We start from the raw sequence: 20,578 nt of genomic DNA on the forward strand, positions 1-20,578 counted from the left end.
CCGCTCCGCGGCTACTCGACCAGCGGGGTGGACCGCTCCGCGGCTGCTCGACCAGCGGGGTGGACCGCTCCGCGGCTACTCGACCAGCAAGGAGGGGCCGCTCTGCGGCTACCTGACCAGCGTGGAGGGGCCGCCGCGCGAGACCCGCGACCGCGAAGCGGAGCCCCTCCGAACAAGCACGCCCTGCCTGCTGATCGAGTAGCGCCCGCAGGGCGCGTATCGAGATCCGCCCGCATGGAGCACGTGGGTCTCGATACGCCGCTCCGCGGCTACTCGACCAGCATGGGTGGGCCGCTCCGCGAGAGCCGCGACCGCGAAGCGGAGCCCACAACACGAGCCCGCCACTGCCCGCGAAAGGCCGAGGTCACCGGCGAATCGCGTGCTAGCGATTCGTCGTAGCGGTAGGCGAGACGCTCTGCGGTACCCGGCCACGCACCCCAGCCGACTGCGGAGCGCGTGACGACGAAGGAGGAACGTGCTCGTTCAAGCACCGCCCGCTCAATCGAGCAACAGCGCAGGCTCCTCCAGCACGCTCGCGACGTCGGCGACGAAGCGGCTGACGACGTCGCCGTCGACGACGCGGTGGTCGAAGGAGCCGCCGACGGTGGTGACGAAGCGGGGGCGGACCTCGCCGTCGACGACCCAGGGCTTCTGCTTGATGGTGCCGAGGGCGATGATCGCGACCTCGCCGGGGTTGAGGATCGGGGTGCCGGTGTCCATGCCGAACACGCCGATGTTGGTGATGGTGATGGTGCCGTTCTGCATGTCGGCGGCGGAGGTCTTGCCGTCGCGGGCGTCGAGGGTGAGCTTCTCGAGGGCCTGGGCGAGCTCGAGGAGGCTCATCGACTGGGCGTCCTTGACGTTGGGCACGAGCAGGCCGCGCGGGGTCGCCGCGGCGATGCCGAGGTTGACGTAGTGGCGGACGAGGATGTCCGTGTCGGTCCAGGCGGAGTTGACCGTCGGGTTCCGCCTCACCGCCCAGATGATGGCCTTGGCCATGATCAGCAGCGGCGAGACCTTGACGCCGGCGAAGTCGGGCGAGTTCTTCAGGCGCTTGACGAACTCCATCGTGCGGGTCGCGTCGACGTCCACGAAGACGCTGACGTGCGGCGCGGTGAAGGCGCTGCGCGACATCGCCGAGGCGATGGCCTTGCGGACGCCGCGGACGGGGATGCGGTCCTCGCGGGAGTCGCCCCAGGCGGGGGTCTGGATGTTGCGGAAGACACTGGCCTGGGAGGCGTGGCGGATGACGTCGTCGCGGGTGACCTCGCCGGCGAGGCCGGTGGCCTGCACCTCGAGCAGGTCGACGTCGAGGTCCTTGGCGAGCTTGCGGATCGGCGGCTTCGCGATGACGGGCAGCGCCGACGAGGCGGGCACCGAGGTCGGTCGCGGCGGCGACGCCGGGCGGGCCGGCTTCTCCGGAGCGGCGCCCGCGGCCGGACGGCGACGGCGGGTGGCGACGTGGCCGCCGGCGGTGCCATAGCCGACGAGTGCGGCGCCGGAGCCCTCCCCTGGCTCGGTGGTCGAGGGTGCGGGCGGGGCGGCGGGCGGCGCGGCCTGCGCGGGCATCGCCGGGATCTCGGAGCCGGCCGAGCCCGCGCCCTGCACGGTGATGATCGGCGTGCCGACGTCGACCGTCTGGCCCTCGTCGACGAGCACGTCGACGACGGTGCCGCTGAACGGCGAGGGCAGCTCGACGAGCGACTTGGCGGTCTCGATCTCGACGAGGACCTGGTTGACGCTCACCTCGTCGCCGACCTTGACCCGCCAGGAGACGATCTCGGCCTCGGTGAGGCCCTCGCCGACGTCGGGGAGGAGGAAGTGCTCTGTCATCGTCGGGACTCCTGGCTGTGCCGGTTCTGCATGAGGGAAGGGGGCGCGTGGGGACGCCGGGGCGTCGGCCGGTGCGTCAGTACGCGAGCGAGCGGTCGACGGCCTCGAGCACGCGGTCGACGTCGGGGAGGAAGAGCTTCTCGACCTTGGCGGGCGGGAAGGGCGTGTCGAAGCCCGCGACGCGGAGCACCGGCGCCTCGAGCGAGTAGAACGCCTTCTCGGTGACGGTCGCGGCGATCTCGGAGCCGAGGCTCACGTTCGCGGACGCCTCCTGGGCGACCACGAGCCGGCCGGTCCTGCGGACCGAGGCGAGCAGCGGCTCCCAGTCGATCGGCGAGAGCGAGCGCAGGTCGACGACCTCGACGCTGGTCCCCTCCTCGCCGGCGAGCTCGGCGGCCTGGAGCAGCACGGAGACCATCGGCCCCCAGCCCACGACCGTGACCTCGTCGCCCTGGCGCACGACGCGGGTCGCGTGCAGCGGGGCGGCGGACGCGCGGAGGTCGACGTCGCCCTTGGGCCAGTAGCGGCTCTTGGGCTCGAAGAACATCACCGGGTCGTCCGAGGCGATGGCCTCCTGGATCATCCAGTAGGCGTCGTTCGGGGTCGACGGGCTGACCGCGCGGAGGCCCGCGGTGTGCGCGAAGTAGGCCTCGTTGCTCTCCTGGTGGTGCTCCACCGCTCCGATGTGCCCGCCGTAGGGCACGCGGATGACGACGGGCATCGTGAGCGAGCCCTCGTGCCGGTTGGTCATCTTCGCGAGCTGCGAGGTGATCTGGTCGAAGGCCGGGTAGATGAAGCCGTCGAACTGGATCTCGCAGACCGGGCGGAAGCCGCGCATCGCGAGGCCGATCGCGGTGCCGACGATGCCGGACTCGGCGAGCGGGGTGTCGAGCACGCGCTGCGGCCCGAACTCGGCGTGCAGGCCCTCGGTGATGCGGAAGACGCCGCCGAGCGGTCCGATGTCCTCGCCCATCAGCAGGACGCGGTCGTTCTCGGTCATGGCGCGGCGGAGCCCGGCGTTCAGCGCCTTCGCCATCGACATGGACTCCAGCTGCGTGTCGCTCAGCGGCGGCTGGACGGTGGTGCTCGTGTCGATCGTCATCGCGGGTCGCCTCCCAGCGCGTCCTCGTAGCCCTGAAGCCACGCCTTCTGCTCCGCCACCTGCTGGTGCGGCTCCGAGTACACGTGGTCGAACATCACGTCGACGGGCGGCGCCTCGAGCGCGAGCAGGCGCTGCCGGATGTCCGCGGCGAAGTCCTTCGCCTCCTCGTCCACCTCGTCGAAGAACGACTGCGGGGCGCCGAGACCGCGCAGGTACGCGGCAAAGCGGGTGATCGGGTCCTTCGCGACCCACGAGGCGAGCTCGTCGTCGGTCCGGTACTTCGTGGGGTCGTCGCTCGAGGTGTGTGCGCCGATGCGGTAGGTGAGCGCCTCGATGAACTGGGGGCCGCCGCCGGAGCGGGCGTCGGCGAGGTGCTTCGCAGTGACGGCGTAGCTGGCGAGCACGTCGTTGCCGTCGATCTGCACGCCCGGGATGCCGAAGCCGGAGGAGCGGAGGTAGAGCGGGCTGCGCGACTGCGTGGCGACGGGCACCGAGATCGCGTAGTGGTTGTTCTGCAGGAAGAACACCTCGGGCGTCTGGTAGCTCGCGGCGAAGACCATGGCCTCGCTCACGTCGCCCTGGCTGGAGGCTCCGTCGCCGAAGTAGACGATGACCGCCGCGTCCTTCTCGGGGTCGCTCGTGCCGGTCGCGCCGTCGAAGGTGAGGCCCATCGCGTAGCCGGTCGCGTGCAGCGCCTGCGAGCCGAGGACCAGCGTGTAGAGGTGGAAGTTGCCGTGCGCGGGGTCGGCCGGGTCCCAGCCGCCGTGCGTCACGCCGCGCAGCAGCGCGAGGACTCGGAGCAGGTCGACGCCGCGGACCTTGGCGACGACGTGCTCGCGGTAGGAGGGGAAGACGTGGTCCTGCGGGCGCAGCGCGAACGCGGAGCCGACCTGCGCCGCCTCCTGCCCGTGGCTCGGCACCCAGAGTCCGAGCTGCCCCTGACGCTGCAGGTTCGCCGCCTCGATGTCGAACCGGCGGACGACCGCCATCTCGCGGTAGAAGGAGCGGTGCTGCGCCTCGTCGATCCCGTCGAGGAGGGGGGCGTACTGCTCGGCCGCGGGGGTCGGCGCGAACCGGCCGTCCGCGGTGAGGAACTGGACCGTCGGCGTCTCGCTGGTGGCTGCCACCCGACTAACCTATCCGCCTCGCGGGATGCCCCTTCGGGAGGGTCCCGACAATCTCCGCCGCCGCCGTGAGGAGCTTGTCGACAGAACTCGCCTCGCCGACCGACACCCGGATGCCCTCGGGCGGGAAGGCGCGGACGACCACGCCGGCCCGCTCGAAGACCGCCGCGGCCGCCTCCGTCTGCTCGCGGGTGTCGAACCAGAGGAAGTTGGCCTCCGACTTCGGGATGGTCCAGCCCTGGTCGAGCAGCGCCTCCCAGAGGTGGTCGCGCAGCTGGGCGATGCGGCCGACGCGCTCGAGCAGCTCCTCGCGGTGCTCGAGCGAGGCGACCGCCGCGGTCTCCGCGAAGCGGGTGACCGAGAGGGGGATGGCGGTCGAGCGGGCGGCGTCGAGGATCCGCGGGTGCCCGATCGCGTAGCCGACGCGCAGCCCCGCCAGTCCGTAGGCCTTGGAGAAGGTGCGGGCGACGACGAGGTTGGGGTGGCGGCCGAGGAGGGTCGCGCCGTCCACCGCGCGCTCGTCCCCGACGAACTCGGCGTAGGCCTCGTCGAGCAGGACGAGGACGTCGGCCGGCACCTTCTCGAGGAAGGCCGCCACGTCATCCGCGGTGGCGACGGTCCCGGTGGGGTTGTTGGGGCTGCAGACGATCACCAGACGGGTGCGCTCGGTGATCGCCTGCGCCATCGCGTCGAGGTCGTGCGTGTCGTCGGCGCGCAGGGGGATGCGCACGCCGGTGGCGCCGGCGGTGGTGATGAGGGAGGGGTAGGCCTCGAAGGAGCGCCAGGCGTGCACGACCTCGTCGCCCGGCCCTGCGGCGGCGGTGATCAGCTGGGCGATGACGGCGACGGAGCCCGCTCCGACGATCACCTCCTCGATCCCGACGCCGTAGCTCTCGGCGAGCGCCGTCCGGAGCGCCGTGGCCGCGGCGTCCGGGTAGCGGTTGAAGTCGGTGATCGCCTGCACCCGCTCGAGCACCGAGGGCAGCGGATCGAACGGGTTCTCGTTGGAGGAGAGCTTGAACGCGTCCGCGGAGGCGGCGCGGCCCTGGCGGTAGGCCGGCAGAGCGAGGATCTCGGGGCGGAGGCGGACGGGTGGCTCCTGCTGATCGGTCACCCGGACCATGCTATTCGGGCGGCGGCCGGGCGAGCCGCGCGAGGCACCCTTCCCCGCCGCAGGTGCGCCCGGGTGGAGGCGGGCTGCGCCAGAGTGGAGGCATGCGCAGACTCCTCCTCGGCCTCGCCACCAACGCCGTCGCCCTCTGGCTGACCACGCTCGTCGTCGCGGGCGTCCGCGTCGATCCGTACGAGCAGGGGCCGACCGCCGCGGTGCTCACGTACCTCCTCGTCGCAGTGATCTTCGGCGTCGTCAACTCCGTGGTCGGCGGGGTGGTCCGCGTCGTGGCCTTCCCGCTGTACGTGCTGACGCTCGGTCTCGTCTCCTTCCTGGTGAACGGCCTGCTCCTGCTGCTGACGGCCTGGATCAGCGGCCTCTTCGGCTTCGGCCTGGTCGTGGACGGCTTCTGGTGGGGCGTCCTCGGCGCCCTGGTGCTCGCGATCGTCAACTGGTTCATCGGGCTGCTCCTGCGCCCCTTCGCTCGCGACCGCCGCCGGGACTGACCGGCACGGTCGTCAGCCGGGCGGCGACGCGCGAGTCCGGCGCTCCCCGCCAGAGCGGGAACAGGGCGGCCCCTGTCGCCGCGAGCCGGGGGTCGGCCGCCGCATCGAGGGCGTGCCCGGTCGCGACGTAGGCGTCGAGGGCGTGCGCGGGCACCGGAGTGTCGCGCACGATCCCCGCCGGGGAGTCGCGCTCGACCAGCACGACCCCCGGCTCCTCCGCCGCCGTCCGGCTGAAGCCGCTGAGCGCCGGCACCAGGTCGTCGGAGTGCTCGATCGAGAGCGAGCGCGTCCCCTCCGGCAGGTCCAGCCCGCGCACCGGACTGCCGAAGGTGACGACGTCGTGCACGTCGTAGCGCCCCGACTGCGCCACCCGGAGGGCGACCAGACCGCCCTGCGAGTGCGCGGCGATCGTGACGGGGGCCCCGGCGGGGATCCCGGCCGCCGCCATCGCCGCGAGCGCTCCCTCGACGGAGGCGGCGCGCCCGCCCGCCATCGCCTGCAGGTTCGACGGAGCCCCGAAGGCCTGCTCCGGGTCGGCGCTCCAGTCGGTGGTGCCGGAGAGCGTGACGAGCCACTCCCCTCCGTAGCGCTCGATCACCACCTGCGGACCGTCGGGATCGCTCGGCGGGATCCGCGCCGCGAGCTCCCCCCAGCCCGTCGGCGCGGCGAGCGGGTCCACCGGCGGCGGCACCCGCTCCACCCGCAGCTCCCGCTCACCCGGCGCCGGCAGCACGCCGAACACCGTCCCCAGGATGACGAGCGCCCCCGCGGCCGACTGCACCCCGTTCCCGATCACCTGCTCGGACGTCGGTCGCCCCACCGCGTCGGCCAGCGGCGGCGGGAGCAGCAGCACCCCGATCTCGGTGCCGAGGCCGATCGAGGAGATCACCCCGCGCAGGCCCTCGATCAGGAGAGGGTCGCCCAGCAGTGCCCGGACGAGGTCCTCTCCCTCCTCCTTCAGGTCGGCCTCGGCACCCTCGTCCCCCGCGAGGGCTCGCGCCGCCGCCGAGACCGACCCGAACGCGGCGTCGGTGACCGCCCTGACCAGCACCGCGGCGTCCTCGACGGCGCCGGGAAGCCGCCGCGCGAGGGACTCGCCCGCACGCCGCTCGAAGAGCGCGACGGCGGTCCGCGGTCCGAGGATCCCCGGCATCCCCGGCACCGCGTCCTCCTCCGCCCGCTCGTACTCCGCCGCCGCCGCGGCGAGCGCCTCCCGGAGCGCCACCGCGTCGGCCTCGAGCAGGCGGAGCCGATCGCCGAGCGCCGCCGGCTCACCCGCCCGGGCCGGCGCCGCGAGCATCACCGCGGGGACGAGCCCGTCGCCGAGCACCGCGCACTCGGCCAGCCCCGCCGCGAGCCCCTCGAGCGTCCGCCGGCGCTCGTCGAGCTCGGCCGTCTCCACCCGCACCGGGGACGGCGCCCTCATCCGCCCGCCCCCACAGCCAGCCCGCGCGCCGCCGCCTCCGCCGTCGCGAGCCCGGCCAGCAGCTCGGCCGCCCGCTCGGCGTACTCCCGCGCCGCCGCCCCCTCCCAGTCGGCGTCGGGCAGGAGTCCGCCCGCCTCCCCGCGGAGCACCCCGATCCGCTCGGCGAGCGCCGCCACCGCCGTGCTCGGCCACGGCGCCGCCGCGCCCGTCCCTCCCCCTGCAGCCGCCTCGACGCCCATCCGCCACCTCCCTTCTCTCGATGCCCGCGGCCAGCCTCGGGCACCGCGGTCGGCCGCGGGCGGGCGCTCCCCGGAACGGTGGAGAGGTTGAGAATCCGCCCGCTGTGGAGGACCGCCGGTGCGCCATGATGGGCGGGTGACCCCCTCTTCCGCGCCGTCGGCGTTCGCCGTGTGCTTCGTCTGCACCGGCAACATCTGCCGGTCGCCGATGGCGGAGGTGGTGCTGCGCTCCCTCGCCGAGCAGGCCGGGCTCGGCTCGGTCATCACGATCACCTCCGCCGGCACCGGCGAGTGGCACCTCGGCGAGCACGCCGACCACCGTGCCCTCGAGGCGCTCGATCGCCGCGGGCTCGACGGCGCCCCGCACCGCGCGCGGCTCTTCGACCCCGCGCTCTTCGAGGAGTTCGACCTCGTCGTCGCCCTCGATCACGGCCATGAGCGGGCACTGCGCTCCTGGGCGCGCACCGACGTCGACCGGCAGAAGATCCGGCGCCTGCTCGCCTTCGAGCCGGGCCTCTCGGCGCAGGGCGACGTCCCCGACCCCTACTATTCCGATGCGGCGGCGTTCGACTCGGTGCTCGCGCTGATCGAGCGCGCGTGCCGGGCGCTCTTCGCCCAGATCGAACCGGGACTGCGCGGCAACCGCACGGTCCGCACCGACCCGCGATCGAGCCTCCAGACCGCGCGGGACCCCCGAGAACCGGAAGGCACCACCGCATGACCTCGCTCCCTCCCCAGCCGCTCAGCCCGCTCGACGGCCGCTACAGCGCCGCCGTCTCCGCCCTCGGCGAGCACCTGTCGGAGGCCGGGCTGAATCGCGCCCGCGTGCACGTGGAGGTGGAGTGGCTGGTCGCCCTCACCGACCGCCGCCTCTTCGGCTCCGAACCGGTCGAGGCCGCCGCCGCCGAGGAGCTCCGCCGCCGCGCCCGCGACTTCGGCCAGCCCGAGATCGACCGCCTGGCCGAGCTCGAGGCCGTCACCCGCCACGACGTGAAGGCGGTCGAGTACCTGGTGCGCCAGTGGCTGGCCGAGCTGGGCCTGGACCGCATCGCCGAGCTCACCCACTTCGCCGCGACCAGCGAGGACATCAACAACCTCTCCTACGCGCTCGTCGTCCGCCGGGCCATCGAGGACGTCTGGCTGCCGAAGCTGCGCACGGTCGTCGCCTCCCTGCGCGAGCTCGCCGTCCGCTACCGCGACGAGTCGATGCTCAGCCGCACCCACGGCCAGCCCGCGACGCCGACGACGATGGGCAAGGAGTTCGCCGTCTACGCCTTCCGCCTCGAGCGGGTCGTCGTGCAGCTCGAGGCCACGGAGTACCTCGGCAAGTTCAGCGGAGCGACGGGCACCTTCGCGGCGCACCTCGCCGCGGATCCGGACACCGACTGGGCGGCCCTCGCGGCGGAGTTCGTCGGCTCCCTCGGCCTCGTCTTCAACCCGCTGACCACCCAGATCGAGTCGCACGACTGGCAGGCCGAGCTCTACGGCAAGGCCGCGCACGCGAACCGGATCCTGCACAACATCTGCACCGACGTCTGGACCTACATCTCGCTCGGCTACTTCCGGCAGATCCCGCAGGCCGGCGCGACCGGTTCGTCGACGATGCCGCACAAGATCAACCCGATCCGGTTCGAGAACGCCGAGGCGAACCTCGAGCTCTCCAGCGCGCTGCTCGACTCGCTCGCGCAGACCCTGGTCACCTCGCGGCTGCAGCGCGACCTCACCGACTCGACGACCCAGCGCAACATCGGCGTCGCGTTCGGCCACTCCCTCCTCGCGCTCGACAACATCGCCCGCGGCCTGCTCGAGATCGACCTCGACCCGCGCGCCCTCGCCGCCGACCTCGACACCAACTGGGAGGTGCTCGCGGAGGCGATCCAGACCGTCATCCGCGCCGAGGTCGTCGCGGGACGCTCCTCGATCACGGACCCGTACGCGATGCTCAAGGACCTCACCCGCGGCAAGCGCCTCGGCGCCGAGGACCTCGCGGTCTTCGTCGACGGCCTCGACATCGGCGCTGCCGCGAAGGCCCGTCTGCTCGCGCTGACGCCCGCCGGCTACACCGGGCTGGCCTCGGAGCTGGTCGACCGCCTGAGCTGAGACGCCGTCGAGCTCGCCTGCGGGGGAGCTCGATGGAGACGGCCCCCGGCGCGGATGTCGGGGGTCGTGCCTAGGGTCGGAGCATGTCCCCCGATGCGGTCCCCCCGGACTGCGCCCTCGACGGCTGCCGCACGGCCGCCGAGTCAGGCGCGCCGGTGGCGCTCTGCAGCGCGCACCTCGGGCTGGCGCACGACTGGGTGGCGCGCGAGGACGGCGTCGTCGACGCCCTCCCCTCGCCGTGCCTCGTCTGCGGCTCGCGACTGGGCGTCCGGCACCCGTCGGGCTGGCTCTGCGCGGCCTGCGAGTGGCGGCTCGGCGACGCGCCCGACGGCGAGCTGCCGCCACCGCGGGTCGAGGTCGTCTACTACATCCGCTTCGCCGGGCGGATCAAGATCGGCACCAGCGGGAACCCCCGGCAGCGCCTGCACCGCCTGCGGCACGAGGAACTGCTCGCCTTCGAACGCGGCGGGCGGGCACTGGAGCAGCACCGCCACGCGCAGTTCGCCGTCGAGCGGCTGGAGCGGACGGAGTGGTTCACCCGCAGCGCCGCGCTCGACCGGCACGTCGAGGCGGTGCGGGCGGGCGAGCCCGACCCGTGGGCCCTGTACCGACGCTGGTGCAGCGAGGCGCTCGCGCTGCGGACCTGACCCGCCGCGGGGTCGCGCGGCCGGCCGGCACGCCCCTCCGACCGGGCAGCGGGTCCAGGCGCCCGGTCAGCGCGTCCAGGCGTCGACGAGCAGCGACCCGCGGATCTCGCGCAGCTCGTCGAGCAGCCGGTCGACGAGCCCCGCCGAGACGCCCGACGCGAGGACGTCGTGCGGCCCGAGCGGAGGCAGGCGCCCGGTCCGCACCCGCACCACCTCCCAGCCGACGGCCCGCAGCGCGCGGTCCTTCCGCCGGTCCGCCTCCTCGCGATGCCCCACGTGCTCGAGCCCGTGCCGCCCCGTGGAGTCGTACTCGATCGCCACCCGCAGCTCGCTCAGCACGATGTCCGGCCACGCCTCCAGGTGCTCGAAGAACGGCCGGCCCAGACGCACCGCCGTGAAACCCGGCTCGAACTCGAGCCGCTCGGCGAGCAGCGCGCGGAGCCGCGCCTCGACCGCCGACGCGGGCGGAGGCGCGCAGGCGCTGACGAAGGGCTCTCCCGGTGGGAGCTGCGGGGTCTTCGAGCAGATCCGCGGCGGGCGCGACCTCGTCGGAGTGCGGGCGGGACGGGGCGACCGAGCAGCAGCAGACTCGGAGACCGGGGCCGACGGGCGCTCGATCACCGGCTCCGCCGCGGGCCGCGGCGTCCGGGGCTTCGCGAGCGCCGCGCAGTCGGGACACCAGGACGAGCGCCGCCGCTCCCGGCCCGGACGGTGCCGCTGCTCCTCGGGAGTCGCGACGAACACGTGTCCCGCGTCGCACAGCCAGCACAGATAGACGTCGGCCGCCGGCGGGATCTGGCTGAGGACGATCCCCCCGTTGTACTCGGGCCGGTACTGGAGCACGAGCACCGGGAACGACGCCCACGCCTCCCGGTAGGTGCCCACCGGGTACGGGACGTCGAGCCCCCGCGAGAACCGCCGCCGCTCCCACCACCGCCCGATCGCCTCCGCCACCCCCGCACGCTAACCCGGACCACCGACGCCGCGGCGTGCATGCTGATCGAGGAGCCCGCGGAGCGGGCGTCTCGAAGGGGATCGGCGGGAGAAGGGGAGTCTGCAGCCCGCCGTGCTGAGGACGGCGGGTCTCGATACGCCCCTGCGGGGCTACTCGACCAGCATGCAGGCCCCTACGGGGCTACTCGACCAGCAAGAGTTGGAGCCGCCCACCAGCAGGCCGGGGCGGGCGACGGCACGCGGGGCTACTCGTCGAGCGAAGGGCGGCGTCGGCGGGCGAGGAGGGCGGCGGCGAGACCGAGGACGAGGGCGGCCAGGCCGCCGCCGAGCCACGGGCCGGGGTCACCTCCGGTGTCGGCCAGCGTCGGAACGACCGGCGCGGGCGAGACGACGGTCGTCTCGCCCGGTGCTCCGCACTCCCCGCGATGGACGACCGTTCCGTCCTTCGTGGCGAGCGTCTCAACCCAGTAGTAGTCGCCGGGCTCGGTGAACCGGGTCTCACCGGACCAGTAGGAGACGTCCTCGTTCAGGCCGGGCGTCGTGGCGACGGGGCTGCCCGACCCGTCGAAGACGCGGTTCGCCGGCGTGCACGTGTCCTGGTCGCCGCTCCTCCTGAACGCCTCGAACGTGATCACCGCGTCGGCCGGGACCCAGCCGTTCACGACGGCCTCGTCCCGCACCGGGTCGCCCACCTGCACTGCCGGGGTGGCCCGGGTGTGGACGTCAGGGGTGTGCACCGTGGTCGTCTCGCCGGGCGCTCCGCACGCACCCTGGGCGAGGATCCTCCCGTCGTAGGAGTGCAGCTCCTCCACCCAGTGCACGGCGCCCGCGGTGGTGAAGACGACCGGGGGCGAGGTGTAGGTGCCTGCCTTCTCGACGACGACCGGGGTGCCGGTCGTGTCCGCCACCAGCGTGGACGCGTCGCAGACCGGCGGCACGCTGTCAGCGGCGGACCTCGTGCCGGCCGCCGCCCGGTAGGCCTTCCACACCAGGTAGGCGCCCTTCGGCGTCTCCCCGGTGACGATCGCATCGTCGGTCGCACCGTCGTGCACCGCGCTGTCGGCCTGCGCCTTCGACGTCACATCGGGCACGGTCACCTTCGTGGTCTCCCCCGGCACTCCGCACTCACCGCGGTGCAGGACGCGGCCGTCCTTCGTCCGCAGCGTCTCCACCCAGTGATGAACGCCGGGCTCCGTGAAGCGGACCTCACTCGACCAGTACGACCTCTTCTCGTTCCGCCCCGCGGCGACCGCGACGGGCGACGTCGAGCCGTCGTAGACCCGGGACTCGACCGTGCAGGAGGCCCGGTCGCCGGTCTGCCGGTACGCCTCGAAGGTGATCACGGCACCCTCCGGCACGTCGCCGTCAACGACCGCCTCGTCCTTCGCGGTGTCCGACAGCGGCACGGAGGGCGTCGCCTTCGTGCGGACCTGCGGGGTCGTCACGCGCACGACCTCACCCTTCGTGTTCCACCCGTCCGCCCAGCCCGTGCTGAAGAGCGTCTCGGAGGCGGACCAGACCCAGACGATGTGGCCGGCCGAGTCCGCCGGCGCGGTCACCGCCTCCGAGGTGAAGGTGCCGGGACCCTCGACGAGGATGCTCGACGTCGTCAGGACCGTGGCGTTCTCCGGCCTCGTCGCCGGGACCGCTCCGGTGCCGGGCACCCAGTAGGCGGTTCCCGTGAAAGTGACGGGGACGCTCCTGCCGTCCTTCTTCAGCCAGGCTCCGGTGTCCTTCACCGTGAGGGTGTCCGTGGAGGTCGCGGAGACGGGGATCTCCTCGTCGGTGACCTGCGTCTCCGCCGCGACCGTCGTCGGCGAGAGGTGCGTCTCCGCGACCAGCCCGAACCCGTCCGACCAGGTGTAGCCGTCGGGGAGGAACGGCTTCACCCGGTCCGGCTGCGACGCCTCCTCGACGCGCCAGACCCAGGTGTAGAACCCGGCCGAGGGGACCGTCACTCCCGGGGACGTGTAGGTTCCCGGGCCGGTCGCGGTCAGCTCGACGCTTCCGGCGACGGGCGCGCCCGGCGGCACCGCGTCGGACTGCACCGGCTGCTCGGCGTACGGACCGTGGAGCGTGCCGCGGTAGACCACCGGCACGGGCGCGCCGTCGAGGGTCCGCCACTCCCCCGACCCGGGCGCGACGCCTGCCGTGACGGTGTCGGTCGCCTGCGTCCCGGCCTCCACGCGTCGTGTCGAGACCTGCGTCGATCCGATCGGCGAGAACAGGTTCGGGATCGGCGCGGAGGCCGCCGTGGCGGCGGCGATCGTGAACGAGCCGTCGATCTTCTGCCCCTTCGACGCGGTCCACTGCTCGGAGGTCACCCCCGGAGCCCAGGTCATGATGTTCCCCAGGTAGCCGGAGGCACCCGCCACCCGGATCTCGTCGGACCGCGCCTCGACGGCGAAGGAGGGGCCGGCGCTCGGGACGACGCGGAGCGTCCGCGACTCCCCGTCCTTCATCGTCGACTGCCCGGATCCGGTGTCGTCGAACACCGCGTTCGTCAGATGCACCGTCCCCGTCTGCCCGGGCGGATCGGTCCGAGCCGTGACCCGGCCGGTGCCCGCGCTCGACTGCATGTCGAGACTCAGCGACGCCGAGCCGGACGTCCGTCCCGGCCGCACCGCCGTCACGCCGGCGGCCTCCGCCCGGTACTGCCTCAGCAGCCCGAGCACGGCATCGCGATTCCCGCCGGCGCGGGCGCTGTAGTAGAGGTCGCCCGGCATGCCGTTGCCGTTGTACGCCGCGTTGTCCGCCACGTCCCACACGTACAGCGCGACGGCGGCCGCGGTGTTCGCATCCTCCGTGTTCCCGTGGACGTCCATGACGTAGCTCAGCCGTGCGAGCTGATCCGGCGACAGGGAGTTCCAGTCGCTGTTCAGCGACGGACCGGCCGTCTGGCTGTAGGGGATCGACGCCCTGATCTGCAGGCAGTACGCCAGCGTGCCGTCCGGGTGACGGTACGCGCCGAGGAACCCGCTCCCCAGGTCGTAGCCCGCGCCGTGCGTGGCCGCCGATGCCGACAGCGGCGCGAGGAACGACGAGGTCACCGCCAGTGACGTGCCCGCCCCGCCGACCAGTCCCGCCGCCAGGAGGCCTGCGGCCAGTCGGCGCCCCACCCGCATCCGGCCGCGGTGGGCGCCGCTCGGCCACACCACCGCTCGGTTCCGGTCACGCTGCGCGCCCACCGTGCGTCTCGCGGGCTCCCCCGCCCGTCGTCGTCGATCCATGCCGCTCTCTCCCCTGCGTACGTCGAGGCTCGCGCCTCACGCGAGCGCCGGATGCGGTCGCGTACCGGCACACGAGAGGCGTGCCGACGGACACCAAGGTAACCGTTCCATGGGATCATGATTCCGCTGGCGCGAATCATCCGGTACCCAGACGGTGTGGCAATACGCGCCTGTGGGATCCCGAGAGGGCCCCGTGCGGGAGGATGGGCGTCATGCCTTCGTCAGCGTCGTCCACGAGGAGCCGAGCGACCCCGGAGGAGGCCGACCTGGCCGTCCGGGTGGTCGGCAGCGAGATCAACAGGGGGATCCTGCGATCGCTGTCCCGGGCGGAGCGTCCCGAGCAGGGCCTGCTCTTCGGCGAGCTCGTGGAGGCGATCGGCCCGGAGCTGCCGACCGGCCGCGCCACGACGACGAGCCTCTACCGGCACCTCATCGAGCTGGAGGACGCCGGAGTGGTCCTCGGCAACCTCCCGCGCGAGCAGCGCCGCGGCCGCTCGGTCCAGTACCGCATCGTCGCGTCCCGCCTCGAGGAGATCTACGCCCGCAGCCTGGCGTACGCGCTCGGCGAGACCGCCCGCGACGACGTCTCCTCGTAGACCGGCCTGGTGACGAGGCGAGCGTGCTGCCGCGCCGCTGACGACGGCGGGTCTCGATACGCCCCTCCGGGGCTACTCGACCAGCATGAACGAGGGCGGTGCAATGCACCTGCCTCCCCGTCGCAACCGAGGCATGCAACCGCACTGCCGGCGACGGCGGGTCTCGATACGCCCTTCCGGGGCTACTCGACCAGCATGAGGCGGGGGCGGTGCAATGCACCTGCCTCCCCCTCGCGGCCGAGGCATGCAACCGCACTGCCGGCGAGGGCGGGTCTCGATACGCCCCTGCGGGGCTACTCGACCAGCATGGGCGCGGACGCGTCCGCAGTGCTCCACCGCAGGTGCGAGCGCACCGCGGAATCGCGTGCCAAGCGATTACGCGCAGCGGACGCGACACGCTCTGCGGGACCAGGCCGCCTCAGGAAGCCGACCGCGGGGAGGAGCGACGCAGTCGCACCGACCTAATGAGCACCGTCCTGCTCGTCGAGGTCGGCGATCTCGGCCTCGTCGGGCTTGAAGGTCAGCGAGAACATCGCGATGGCGACGAGGACGACGATGAAGGCGACGCCGAAGCCGATCAGGGCGACGACGAACTCGCGGGTCGACATCAGCACGACGACGCCGACGAAGGCCGCCATCACGGCGGAGAGGCCGACGAGCTCGAGCGGACGCAGGCGGTCCTTGCGGGTGGGGCGGAAGGTGCGCGGCGCGAAGTCGTCGTCGGAGGGCGACGGCTCGGAGGAGGCGGGGTCGGGGGCGGTCATCGGTCTCCTCCGGTGGTGGGGGTGGAGGGTGCGGCGGCATCGGCGCCGGCGGCCCACTTGAGCGAGAACGCGGCGATCGCGAGGAACACGGCGAGCATCACGGCGTACGCGCCGAGGAGTCCGACCGAGACGACGGGGTGCGGCGGGAGGAGGGCGAAGACCGCTCCGAGCAGGGCCGTGCCGAGGCCGACGATCACCGCGTCGCGGGCGGCGAGGCCGGTGCCGCGGCGGCCGCTGGAGAACTCGAGGGAGCCGGAGACGAGCGCCCAGCCGGCGATCAGCGCGATGAAGGGCAGGAGGGCCGCGACCGGCAGCGCGACCAGCGCGAGCACGCCGGCGGCGAGGGTGACCCCGGCGGAGGCGAGGGCGAGCGTGCGGCCGCGACCGGCGAGGGCGCGCAGGCCGATCACGAGGGCGACGGCGCCGCTGAGGAGCGCGAAGCCGGCGAAGACGGCGAAGCCGAAGGCGGGGCCGTGGTCGGGCGAGAAGGTGATCACCACACCGGCGACGGCCGCGACGGCGGCTCGCGCGAGGTGGAGGGTCCACAGTCGGCTGGCGGTGTCGGCTTCGGCCACGGTCGAGCCTCTCTGGTGGTGCGGGCGGGTCGGGGTCGCGCGAGGGCGGGGACCGAGCGGCGTCGCCGGGTCCGTCGGTGCGGTGTCCCGCACGATCCGGAGGACGCGCCGGCCCGGGAGCGGGCGGCCGCCTCCGCGGACCCTGCGATTTTACGCTCCCCGGGGCGCTCCCGGCGCCGGGAGCCTCCCGAGCGCCGGGATGCTCGGCCACCGTGCAGGTGAGCACCCCCGTTCTGAGCACGCACCGCGCGCGCCACGGAGAGCACAGCGTGTTTCCGAGTCGTAAACACCCGGGGTCCGATCCGCACGGACTCGTGGCGCACAGGAGGCGCTCGCTATCGTGGGTCAGACCCGCGCGCCTCACCCCGGGCGCGATCACCACACCCCCCCAGGCCCAGGACGACCACCCCCGCCGTCCGGCCCGCCGCTATCCCCTGGAGTTGATGCCTTGAACGGACTGGATCTCGCGATCCTCGCGCAGCGAGCACGCGATCTGGCCTTCAGCAAGCTGGTCGCCGGCGGTTTCCACCGCTTCGGCAAGGGTTCCCGCATCTGCCTGCCCTTCCGGATCGGACCCGGGCAGGGCAAGCGGATCTCCATCGGCGAGAACGTGCTGATCAGCGCGAACTGCATGCTGATGGTCCCGACCGACGACGCGCCCACGCCCGCCCTGATCATCGGCGACCGCGTGCGGATGAACATGACCGCGATCAGCGCTGTGCAGAGCGTGGTCATCGAGGAGGGCGTCGGCATCGCCCGCGGCGTCTACATCTCGGACCACTCGCACGGCTTCAAGGACCCGACGCGCTTCATCCGCGACCAGGGCGTCGACCGGATCGCCCCGGTCCGCATCGGCCGCGGAGCGTGGCTCGGCGAGAACGCCGTCATCATGCCCGGTGTGACGGTCGGCCGCGGCGCGGTGATCGGCGCGAACGCCGTCGTCCGCGAGGACGTGCCGGACTACTCCGTCGCCGTCGGCGTGCCCGCGCGCGTCATCCGGACCTTCGCGTGAGGAGCGCCGTGCCCGACCAGACCGTGCCCGACCAGACCGTTCCCGACCGGACGGCGCCCGACCGGACGGCGCCCGAGCCGACCGCGGACGGCGTCGTCCGCGACGTCGTCTTCACCTTCTCCTACGAGACCTACACGGACGCGGCCCGCCGCGGGATGATGCGCCCGCCGGACCGGATCCTGCACTCGCTGATGGAGAGCCCGCAGGTCGGGCGCCTGATCGTGGCGAACCCCTTCCGCTTCCTGCCGACGACGCTCGTGCGCGGGGCCCTGGGCCGCGAGGTCGAGTTCCCGTCGACACCGCAGCGCGTCCTGCACACCCCGCTGCGCCTGCGCCGCTCCGACCCGACCGACATCGCCGGCCTGGAGAAGGAGTACCGCGCCTACGACCAGGGGATCGCGAAGCTCGCCGACGAGATGGAGCTCGTGCGCCCCGTCGTCGTCACGACCAGTCCCGTCGTGGCCGGCTTCTCGCCGTTCGAGTGGGCCGAGCACGTGATGTTCTTCGCCCGCGACGACTGGACGACCTCGACCCGCTGGAAGGGCCACTGGCCCGCCTTCCAGGAGGCCTACCGCCGCGTCGCGACCAGCGGCCGCTCCGTCACCGCCGTCTCGCAGGAGATCATCGACCGCATCGCGCCGACCGGCCCGCACGCCGTCGTCCCCAACGGCGTCAGCCCGGAGGAGTGGGCCGGCCCCGTGCCCGACGCCCCCGAGTGGCTCAGCCGCATCCCCGGCCCGCGCGCCCTGCACGTCGGCACGCTCGACGACCGGCTCGACGTCGAGGGGATCGTCGCGGTCGCCACCGCGCACCCCGAGCTGCAGATCGTGCTGATGGGCCCGCAGCCCGACCCCGGCTACCTCGCCCCGCTCGCCCCGTTCGCGAACGTGCACCTGCACCACTCCGTCGGCCGCCGCGAGCTGGTGGCGACGATGCGCAACGTCGAGCTCTGCCTCCTCGCGCACCGTCGCACCCCGCTGACCGAGGCGATGAGCCCGCTCAAGCTCTACGAGTACGTGGCGAGCGGCTGCCCGGTGATCTCCGTCGATCTGCCGCCGATCCACGGCATCAGCGACCGGATCCGCATCGTGCCGACCATGGCGGAGTTCGCCGCGGTCGTCGACGACGCGCTCGCCGACGGCCCGGCCACCGAGGACGAGCGCCTCGGCTGGATCCACGCGAACTCCTGGGCCGCCCGGCACGAGACGGTGCTCGACATCCTGCTCGACCGGAACGACGGCCGCGCCCGCGCGGGCGGACCCGCCGCGTCGGCGCTGCAGGCGGGCTAGGTCAATCCACCCAGGGGTCCGACTCCGAAGTAGCCAGGGAACGGGCGCCTCACTATCGTGGGGGTGGCACCGCGGCCCGTTCCGCTGTGCCCTCGTCCTCGGACGGCGAGCACTCGCCCAGGCGCAGGAGCGGATCACGCCGCGCCGGCACCGCGTCGCACCCGACGTCACGATCCTCACCCGCCCGAGAACCACCCGACCGACCAGGACCACGATGCAGCGCAGGCTCCCCGCCCCACCCCGCGCGCGTCCCCCTGGTCGTCGACCCGCCGATGCCCGGGACGCCCCCACGTCCTGACGCACTCCGGGGAGAGCGCGGTCACGACGCCGCCGGATCTCCCTCCCACCGGGCCGCTCCAGTGCAGAGCGGGGCGCCCGCCCGGCTCCGCGCCGCCCCAGCACCACCAGCACCACCAGCACCACCAGCACCACCCACCCCCCACAACACCCAGCCCTGCACTACCGCCTCAGTCAGCTTCCGCCGGAGGAGAGCCCGAGAGCTCCCCCGGACGCAAGAAGGGTCGCCATGTCACAGTTCCTGTTCGTCTGCTCCGGTGGAGGGCATCTCAAACAGCTCTTCACCCTGTCCTCCCGCTTCGGGATCGACCCCGCCGACCAGCACTGGGTGACCTTCGACAACGGCCTCAGCCGCTCCCTCCTCGAGGGCCGCCGCGTGACCTACAGCCGCTTCGCCGCTCCGCGCGACGCCCGCCCGATCGCCGAGAACGCGCTGATCGCGCACCGGATCCTGGCCAAGGGCGACTACTCCGCCGTCTTCAGCACCGGCTCGAGCCCCGCCGTGTCGTTCATGCCCGAGGCCTCGCTGCGCGGCATCGAGTGCCACTACATCGAGAGCGCCGCGCGCGCCGACGGCCCCTCGATCACCGGCAAGATCATGGCCCGTCTGCCGGGCGTGAACACCTACACGCAGTACCCGGTGTGGGCGGACGAGCGCTGGCTCTTCGGCGGCTCGATCTTCGACGCGTACACGACCGGTCCCGACGAGCCGGTCTCCGCGATCCGCCGCGCGGTGATCTCCGTGGGCACCCAGGACCTCTACCCCTTCGACCGGCTGATCGCCGCGTCGGTGCCGCTGCTGAAGGACGCCGAGGTGCTCTGGCAGACCGGCCTCGCCGACGTCTCCCCCTACGGCATCGAGGGCCGCGCGAGCGTGCCGCACCACGAGCTGCAGGAGGCCGTGAAGGAGGCGGACGTCGTCATCGCCCACGCGGGCACCGGCGCCGCCATCACGGCCATCGAGAACGGCAAGGTCCCGATCCTGGTCCCGCGTCTCGTCGCCCGCGGCGAGCACATCGACGACCACCAGATCCAGATCGCCCGCGAGCTCGACCAGCGCGGCCTGGCCATCGCGGCCGCGCCGGAGGAGCTGACGGAGGAGCTGCTGCTGCGCGCCGCGAGCCGCACCGCCGCGCTGGCCCCCACCGTGCCGCCGTTCCGCTTCAGCCCGTCCCGCGCGCGCTCGCGCCGCCGCGCCTCCGCGAGCGTCCCCTCCTGGCGCCCCGAGCGCGGCGACACCCGCTTCGAGACCGCCTGACGCGGGGGCCGCTGCGCCCTCCGCGCGCCGGAGCACCTCCGGCACGCCGCACCACCTCCGGCTCGCCGAATCCCCACGATTCCGCGAGCCGGAGCTGTCTCCACGTGCCGAGCGCCGCCTCGGAGACCTCCGGCACGCGGGACGACCCCCGGCACGTCAGAAGCACCGGCTCGCGCGAGCCGGGCGCGAGATCGCGAGCCGGACCGGAGCCGCCGGGACCTCCGGCCCGCGGAAGCCGGCCCGGCACGCCGGAATCGCCGGACCCCGCGAGCCCGAGCCGGAATCACGTGCCGGACCTCACCCCCGGCACCTCCGGCACGCGGGAAGACCCCCGGCACGTCAGAAGCACCCGGTCCAGCGAGCCGGGCACCGGATCGCGAGCCGAACCGGCTCCGTCGAGACCTCCGGCACGCGGGAACCGGCCCGGCACGCCGGATCCACGGGTTCCGGCGAGCCGGAGGAGGAATCGCGAGCCGGACGAGCGCGCCGTCACCACCACCGCCACCGGCGCACAC

Annotated in this window: 18 protein-coding genes; 8 read left to right on the plus strand and 10 right to left on the minus strand. The window is 73.5% G+C overall.

Annotation, left to right across the window (positions count from 1 at the left end; translation table 11 throughout):
- Positions 1 to 498: 498 nt before the first annotated feature.
- The 4 genes from EDF43_RS01705 to hisC all read right to left on the minus strand — a co-directional run bounded on the left by EDF43_RS01705 (position 499) and on the right by hisC (position 5,173).
- Positions 499 to 1,833 carry a dihydrolipoamide acetyltransferase family protein gene (locus EDF43_RS01705; RefSeq protein ID WP_123734739.1) on the minus strand — a complete coding sequence of 445 codons (1,335 nt, stop codon included), beginning with the start codon at positions 1,831 to 1,833 and terminating at the stop codon, positions 499 to 501.
- A 76-nt stretch (positions 1,834 to 1,909) separates the two neighbouring features.
- Positions 1,910 to 2,935 (minus strand): alpha-ketoacid dehydrogenase subunit beta, encoded by a 1,026-nt coding sequence (locus EDF43_RS01710; protein ID WP_132435066.1) that lies wholly within the window; start codon positions 2,933 to 2,935, stop codon positions 1,910 to 1,912.
- Positions 2,932 to 4,062 carry a thiamine pyrophosphate-dependent dehydrogenase E1 component subunit alpha gene (locus tag EDF43_RS01715; protein WP_132435068.1) on the minus strand — a complete coding sequence of 377 codons (1,131 nt, stop codon included), beginning with the start codon at positions 4,060 to 4,062 and terminating at the stop codon, positions 2,932 to 2,934. The genes EDF43_RS01710 and EDF43_RS01715 overlap by 4 nt, the downstream gene beginning before the upstream one ends.
- A gap of 4 nt (positions 4,063 to 4,066) precedes the next feature.
- Complete coding sequence (hisC, locus tag EDF43_RS01720; RefSeq protein WP_243581093.1) at positions 4,067 to 5,173, minus strand: histidinol-phosphate transaminase; 1,107 nt, start codon at positions 5,171 to 5,173, stop codon at positions 4,067 to 4,069.
- A 101-nt stretch (positions 5,174 to 5,274) separates the two neighbouring features.
- On the opposite strand from hisC, the gene EDF43_RS01725 reads away from it, so the two are divergent.
- A complete protein-coding gene (locus EDF43_RS01725; RefSeq protein ID WP_123705656.1) occupies positions 5,275 to 5,676 on the plus strand; it encodes a phage holin family protein in 402 nt (133 codons plus the stop codon).
- On the opposite strand, the gene EDF43_RS01730 is transcribed toward EDF43_RS01725, so the two are convergent.
- Together EDF43_RS01730 and EDF43_RS01735 are read right to left on the minus strand one after the other, a co-directional pair.
- Complete coding sequence (locus EDF43_RS01730) at positions 5,627 to 7,102, minus strand: hypothetical protein (protein ID WP_132435072.1); 1,476 nt, start codon at positions 7,100 to 7,102, stop codon at positions 5,627 to 5,629. The two genes, EDF43_RS01725 and EDF43_RS01730, sit on opposite strands and share 50 nt — an antisense overlap.
- Positions 7,099 to 7,341, minus strand: coding sequence for a hypothetical protein (locus tag EDF43_RS01735; RefSeq protein ID WP_132435074.1), 243 nt, complete (start codon positions 7,339 to 7,341; stop codon positions 7,099 to 7,101). Before EDF43_RS01735 ends, EDF43_RS01730 begins: the two co-directional genes overlap by 4 nt.
- A 136-nt stretch (positions 7,342 to 7,477) precedes the next feature.
- Here EDF43_RS01735 and EDF43_RS01740 point away from each other — a divergent pair, with 136 nt between their 5' ends.
- The 3 genes from EDF43_RS01740 (at position 7,478) to EDF43_RS01750 (ending at position 10,088) form a co-directional block, all read left to right on the plus strand.
- Positions 7,478 to 8,062 (plus strand): low molecular weight protein-tyrosine-phosphatase, encoded by a 585-nt coding sequence (locus tag EDF43_RS01740; RefSeq protein ID WP_243581095.1) that lies wholly within the window; start codon positions 7,478 to 7,480, stop codon positions 8,060 to 8,062.
- Positions 8,059 to 9,441, plus strand: coding sequence for an adenylosuccinate lyase (gene purB, locus EDF43_RS01745; RefSeq protein WP_132435076.1), 1,383 nt, complete (start codon positions 8,059 to 8,061; stop codon positions 9,439 to 9,441). Before EDF43_RS01740 ends, purB begins: the two co-directional genes overlap by 4 nt.
- A gap of 83 nt (positions 9,442 to 9,524) precedes the next feature.
- The gene (locus tag EDF43_RS01750) at positions 9,525 to 10,088 is read left to right on the plus strand and encodes a GIY-YIG nuclease family protein (RefSeq protein ID WP_132435078.1); all 564 of its coding nucleotides are present in this window, start codon (positions 9,525 to 9,527) and stop codon (positions 10,086 to 10,088) included.
- Positions 10,089 to 10,154: 66 nt separating this feature from the next.
- Here the strand turns inward: EDF43_RS01750 and EDF43_RS01755 are convergent, their stop codons facing one another.
- Together EDF43_RS01755 and EDF43_RS01760 are read right to left on the minus strand one after the other, a co-directional pair.
- Positions 10,155 to 11,042, minus strand: a complete 888-nt coding sequence (locus tag EDF43_RS01755) for a hypothetical protein (RefSeq protein ID WP_243581096.1) — start codon at positions 11,040 to 11,042, stop codon at positions 10,155 to 10,157.
- A gap of 245 nt (positions 11,043 to 11,287) precedes the next feature.
- Positions 11,288 to 14,200, minus strand: a complete 2,913-nt coding sequence (locus EDF43_RS01760) for a hypothetical protein (protein ID WP_132435080.1) — start codon at positions 14,198 to 14,200, stop codon at positions 11,288 to 11,290.
- A gap of 284 nt (positions 14,201 to 14,484) precedes the next feature.
- On the opposite strand from EDF43_RS01760, the gene EDF43_RS01765 reads away from it, so the two are divergent.
- On the plus strand, positions 14,485 to 14,868 hold the full coding sequence (locus tag EDF43_RS01765; RefSeq protein WP_132435082.1) for a hypothetical protein: 384 nt from the start codon (positions 14,485 to 14,487) through the stop codon (positions 14,866 to 14,868).
- Between the two features lie 461 nt (positions 14,869 to 15,329).
- Here EDF43_RS01765 and EDF43_RS01770 read toward each other — a convergent pair whose 3' ends face one another.
- Together EDF43_RS01770 and EDF43_RS01775 are read right to left on the minus strand one after the other, a co-directional pair.
- The gene (locus tag EDF43_RS01770; protein ID WP_243581097.1) at positions 15,330 to 15,632 is read right to left on the minus strand and encodes a hypothetical protein; all 303 of its coding nucleotides are present in this window, start codon (positions 15,630 to 15,632) and stop codon (positions 15,330 to 15,332) included.
- A complete protein-coding gene (locus tag EDF43_RS01775; protein ID WP_132435084.1) occupies positions 15,629 to 16,207 on the minus strand; it encodes a hypothetical protein in 579 nt (192 codons plus the stop codon). The genes EDF43_RS01770 and EDF43_RS01775 overlap by 4 nt, the downstream gene beginning before the upstream one ends.
- A gap of 448 nt (positions 16,208 to 16,655) precedes the next feature.
- Between EDF43_RS01775 and EDF43_RS22465 the strand changes: the two genes are divergently transcribed.
- The 3 genes from EDF43_RS22465 (at position 16,656) to EDF43_RS01790 (ending at position 20,063) form a co-directional block, all read left to right on the plus strand.
- The gene (locus EDF43_RS22465; RefSeq protein ID WP_123734729.1) at positions 16,656 to 17,219 is read left to right on the plus strand and encodes an acyltransferase; all 564 of its coding nucleotides are present in this window, start codon (positions 16,656 to 16,658) and stop codon (positions 17,217 to 17,219) included.
- Between the two features lie 8 nt (positions 17,220 to 17,227).
- Positions 17,228 to 18,508, plus strand: a complete 1,281-nt coding sequence (locus tag EDF43_RS01785; protein ID WP_123734728.1) for a hypothetical protein — start codon at positions 17,228 to 17,230, stop codon at positions 18,506 to 18,508.
- 526 nt (positions 18,509 to 19,034) lie between these two features.
- On the plus strand, positions 19,035 to 20,063 hold the full coding sequence (locus EDF43_RS01790) for a glycosyltransferase (protein ID WP_123731824.1): 1,029 nt from the start codon (positions 19,035 to 19,037) through the stop codon (positions 20,061 to 20,063).
- Positions 20,064 to 20,578: the final 515 nt, after the last annotated feature.

This window comes from Rathayibacter sp. PhB179, from assembly GCF_004345345.1.
GTDB lineage: Bacteria > Actinomycetota > Actinomycetes > Actinomycetales > Microbacteriaceae > Rathayibacter > Rathayibacter festucae.

Bases quoted from the DNA above. Each gene is read 5' to 3' on its own strand.
- EDF43_RS01705 (WP_123734739.1), bottom strand. From the start codon at position 1,833: ATGACAGAGCACTTCCTCCTCCCCGACGTCGGCGAGGGCCTCACCGAG.
- EDF43_RS01710 (WP_132435066.1), bottom strand. From the start codon at position 2,935: ATGACGATCGACACGAGCACCACCGTCCAGCCGCCGCTGAGCGACACG.
- EDF43_RS01725 (WP_123705656.1), top strand. From the start codon at position 5,275: ATGCGCAGACTCCTCCTCGGCCTCGCCACCAACGCCGTCGCCCTCTGG.
- EDF43_RS01730 (WP_132435072.1), bottom strand. From the start codon at position 7,102: ATGAGGGCGCCGTCCCCGGTGCGGGTGGAGACGGCCGAGCTCGACGAG.
- EDF43_RS01735 (WP_132435074.1), bottom strand. From the start codon at position 7,341: ATGGGCGTCGAGGCGGCTGCAGGGGGAGGGACGGGCGCGGCGGCGCCG.
- purB (WP_132435076.1), top strand. From the start codon at position 8,059: ATGACCTCGCTCCCTCCCCAGCCGCTCAGCCCGCTCGACGGCCGCTAC.
- EDF43_RS01750 (WP_132435078.1), top strand. From the start codon at position 9,525: ATGTCCCCCGATGCGGTCCCCCCGGACTGCGCCCTCGACGGCTGCCGC.
- EDF43_RS01765 (WP_132435082.1), top strand. From the start codon at position 14,485: ATGCCTTCGTCAGCGTCGTCCACGAGGAGCCGAGCGACCCCGGAGGAG.
- EDF43_RS01770 (WP_243581097.1), bottom strand. From the start codon at position 15,632: ATGACCGCCCCCGACCCCGCCTCCTCCGAGCCGTCGCCCTCCGACGAC.
- EDF43_RS01790 (WP_123731824.1), top strand. From the start codon at position 19,035: ATGTCACAGTTCCTGTTCGTCTGCTCCGGTGGAGGGCATCTCAAACAG.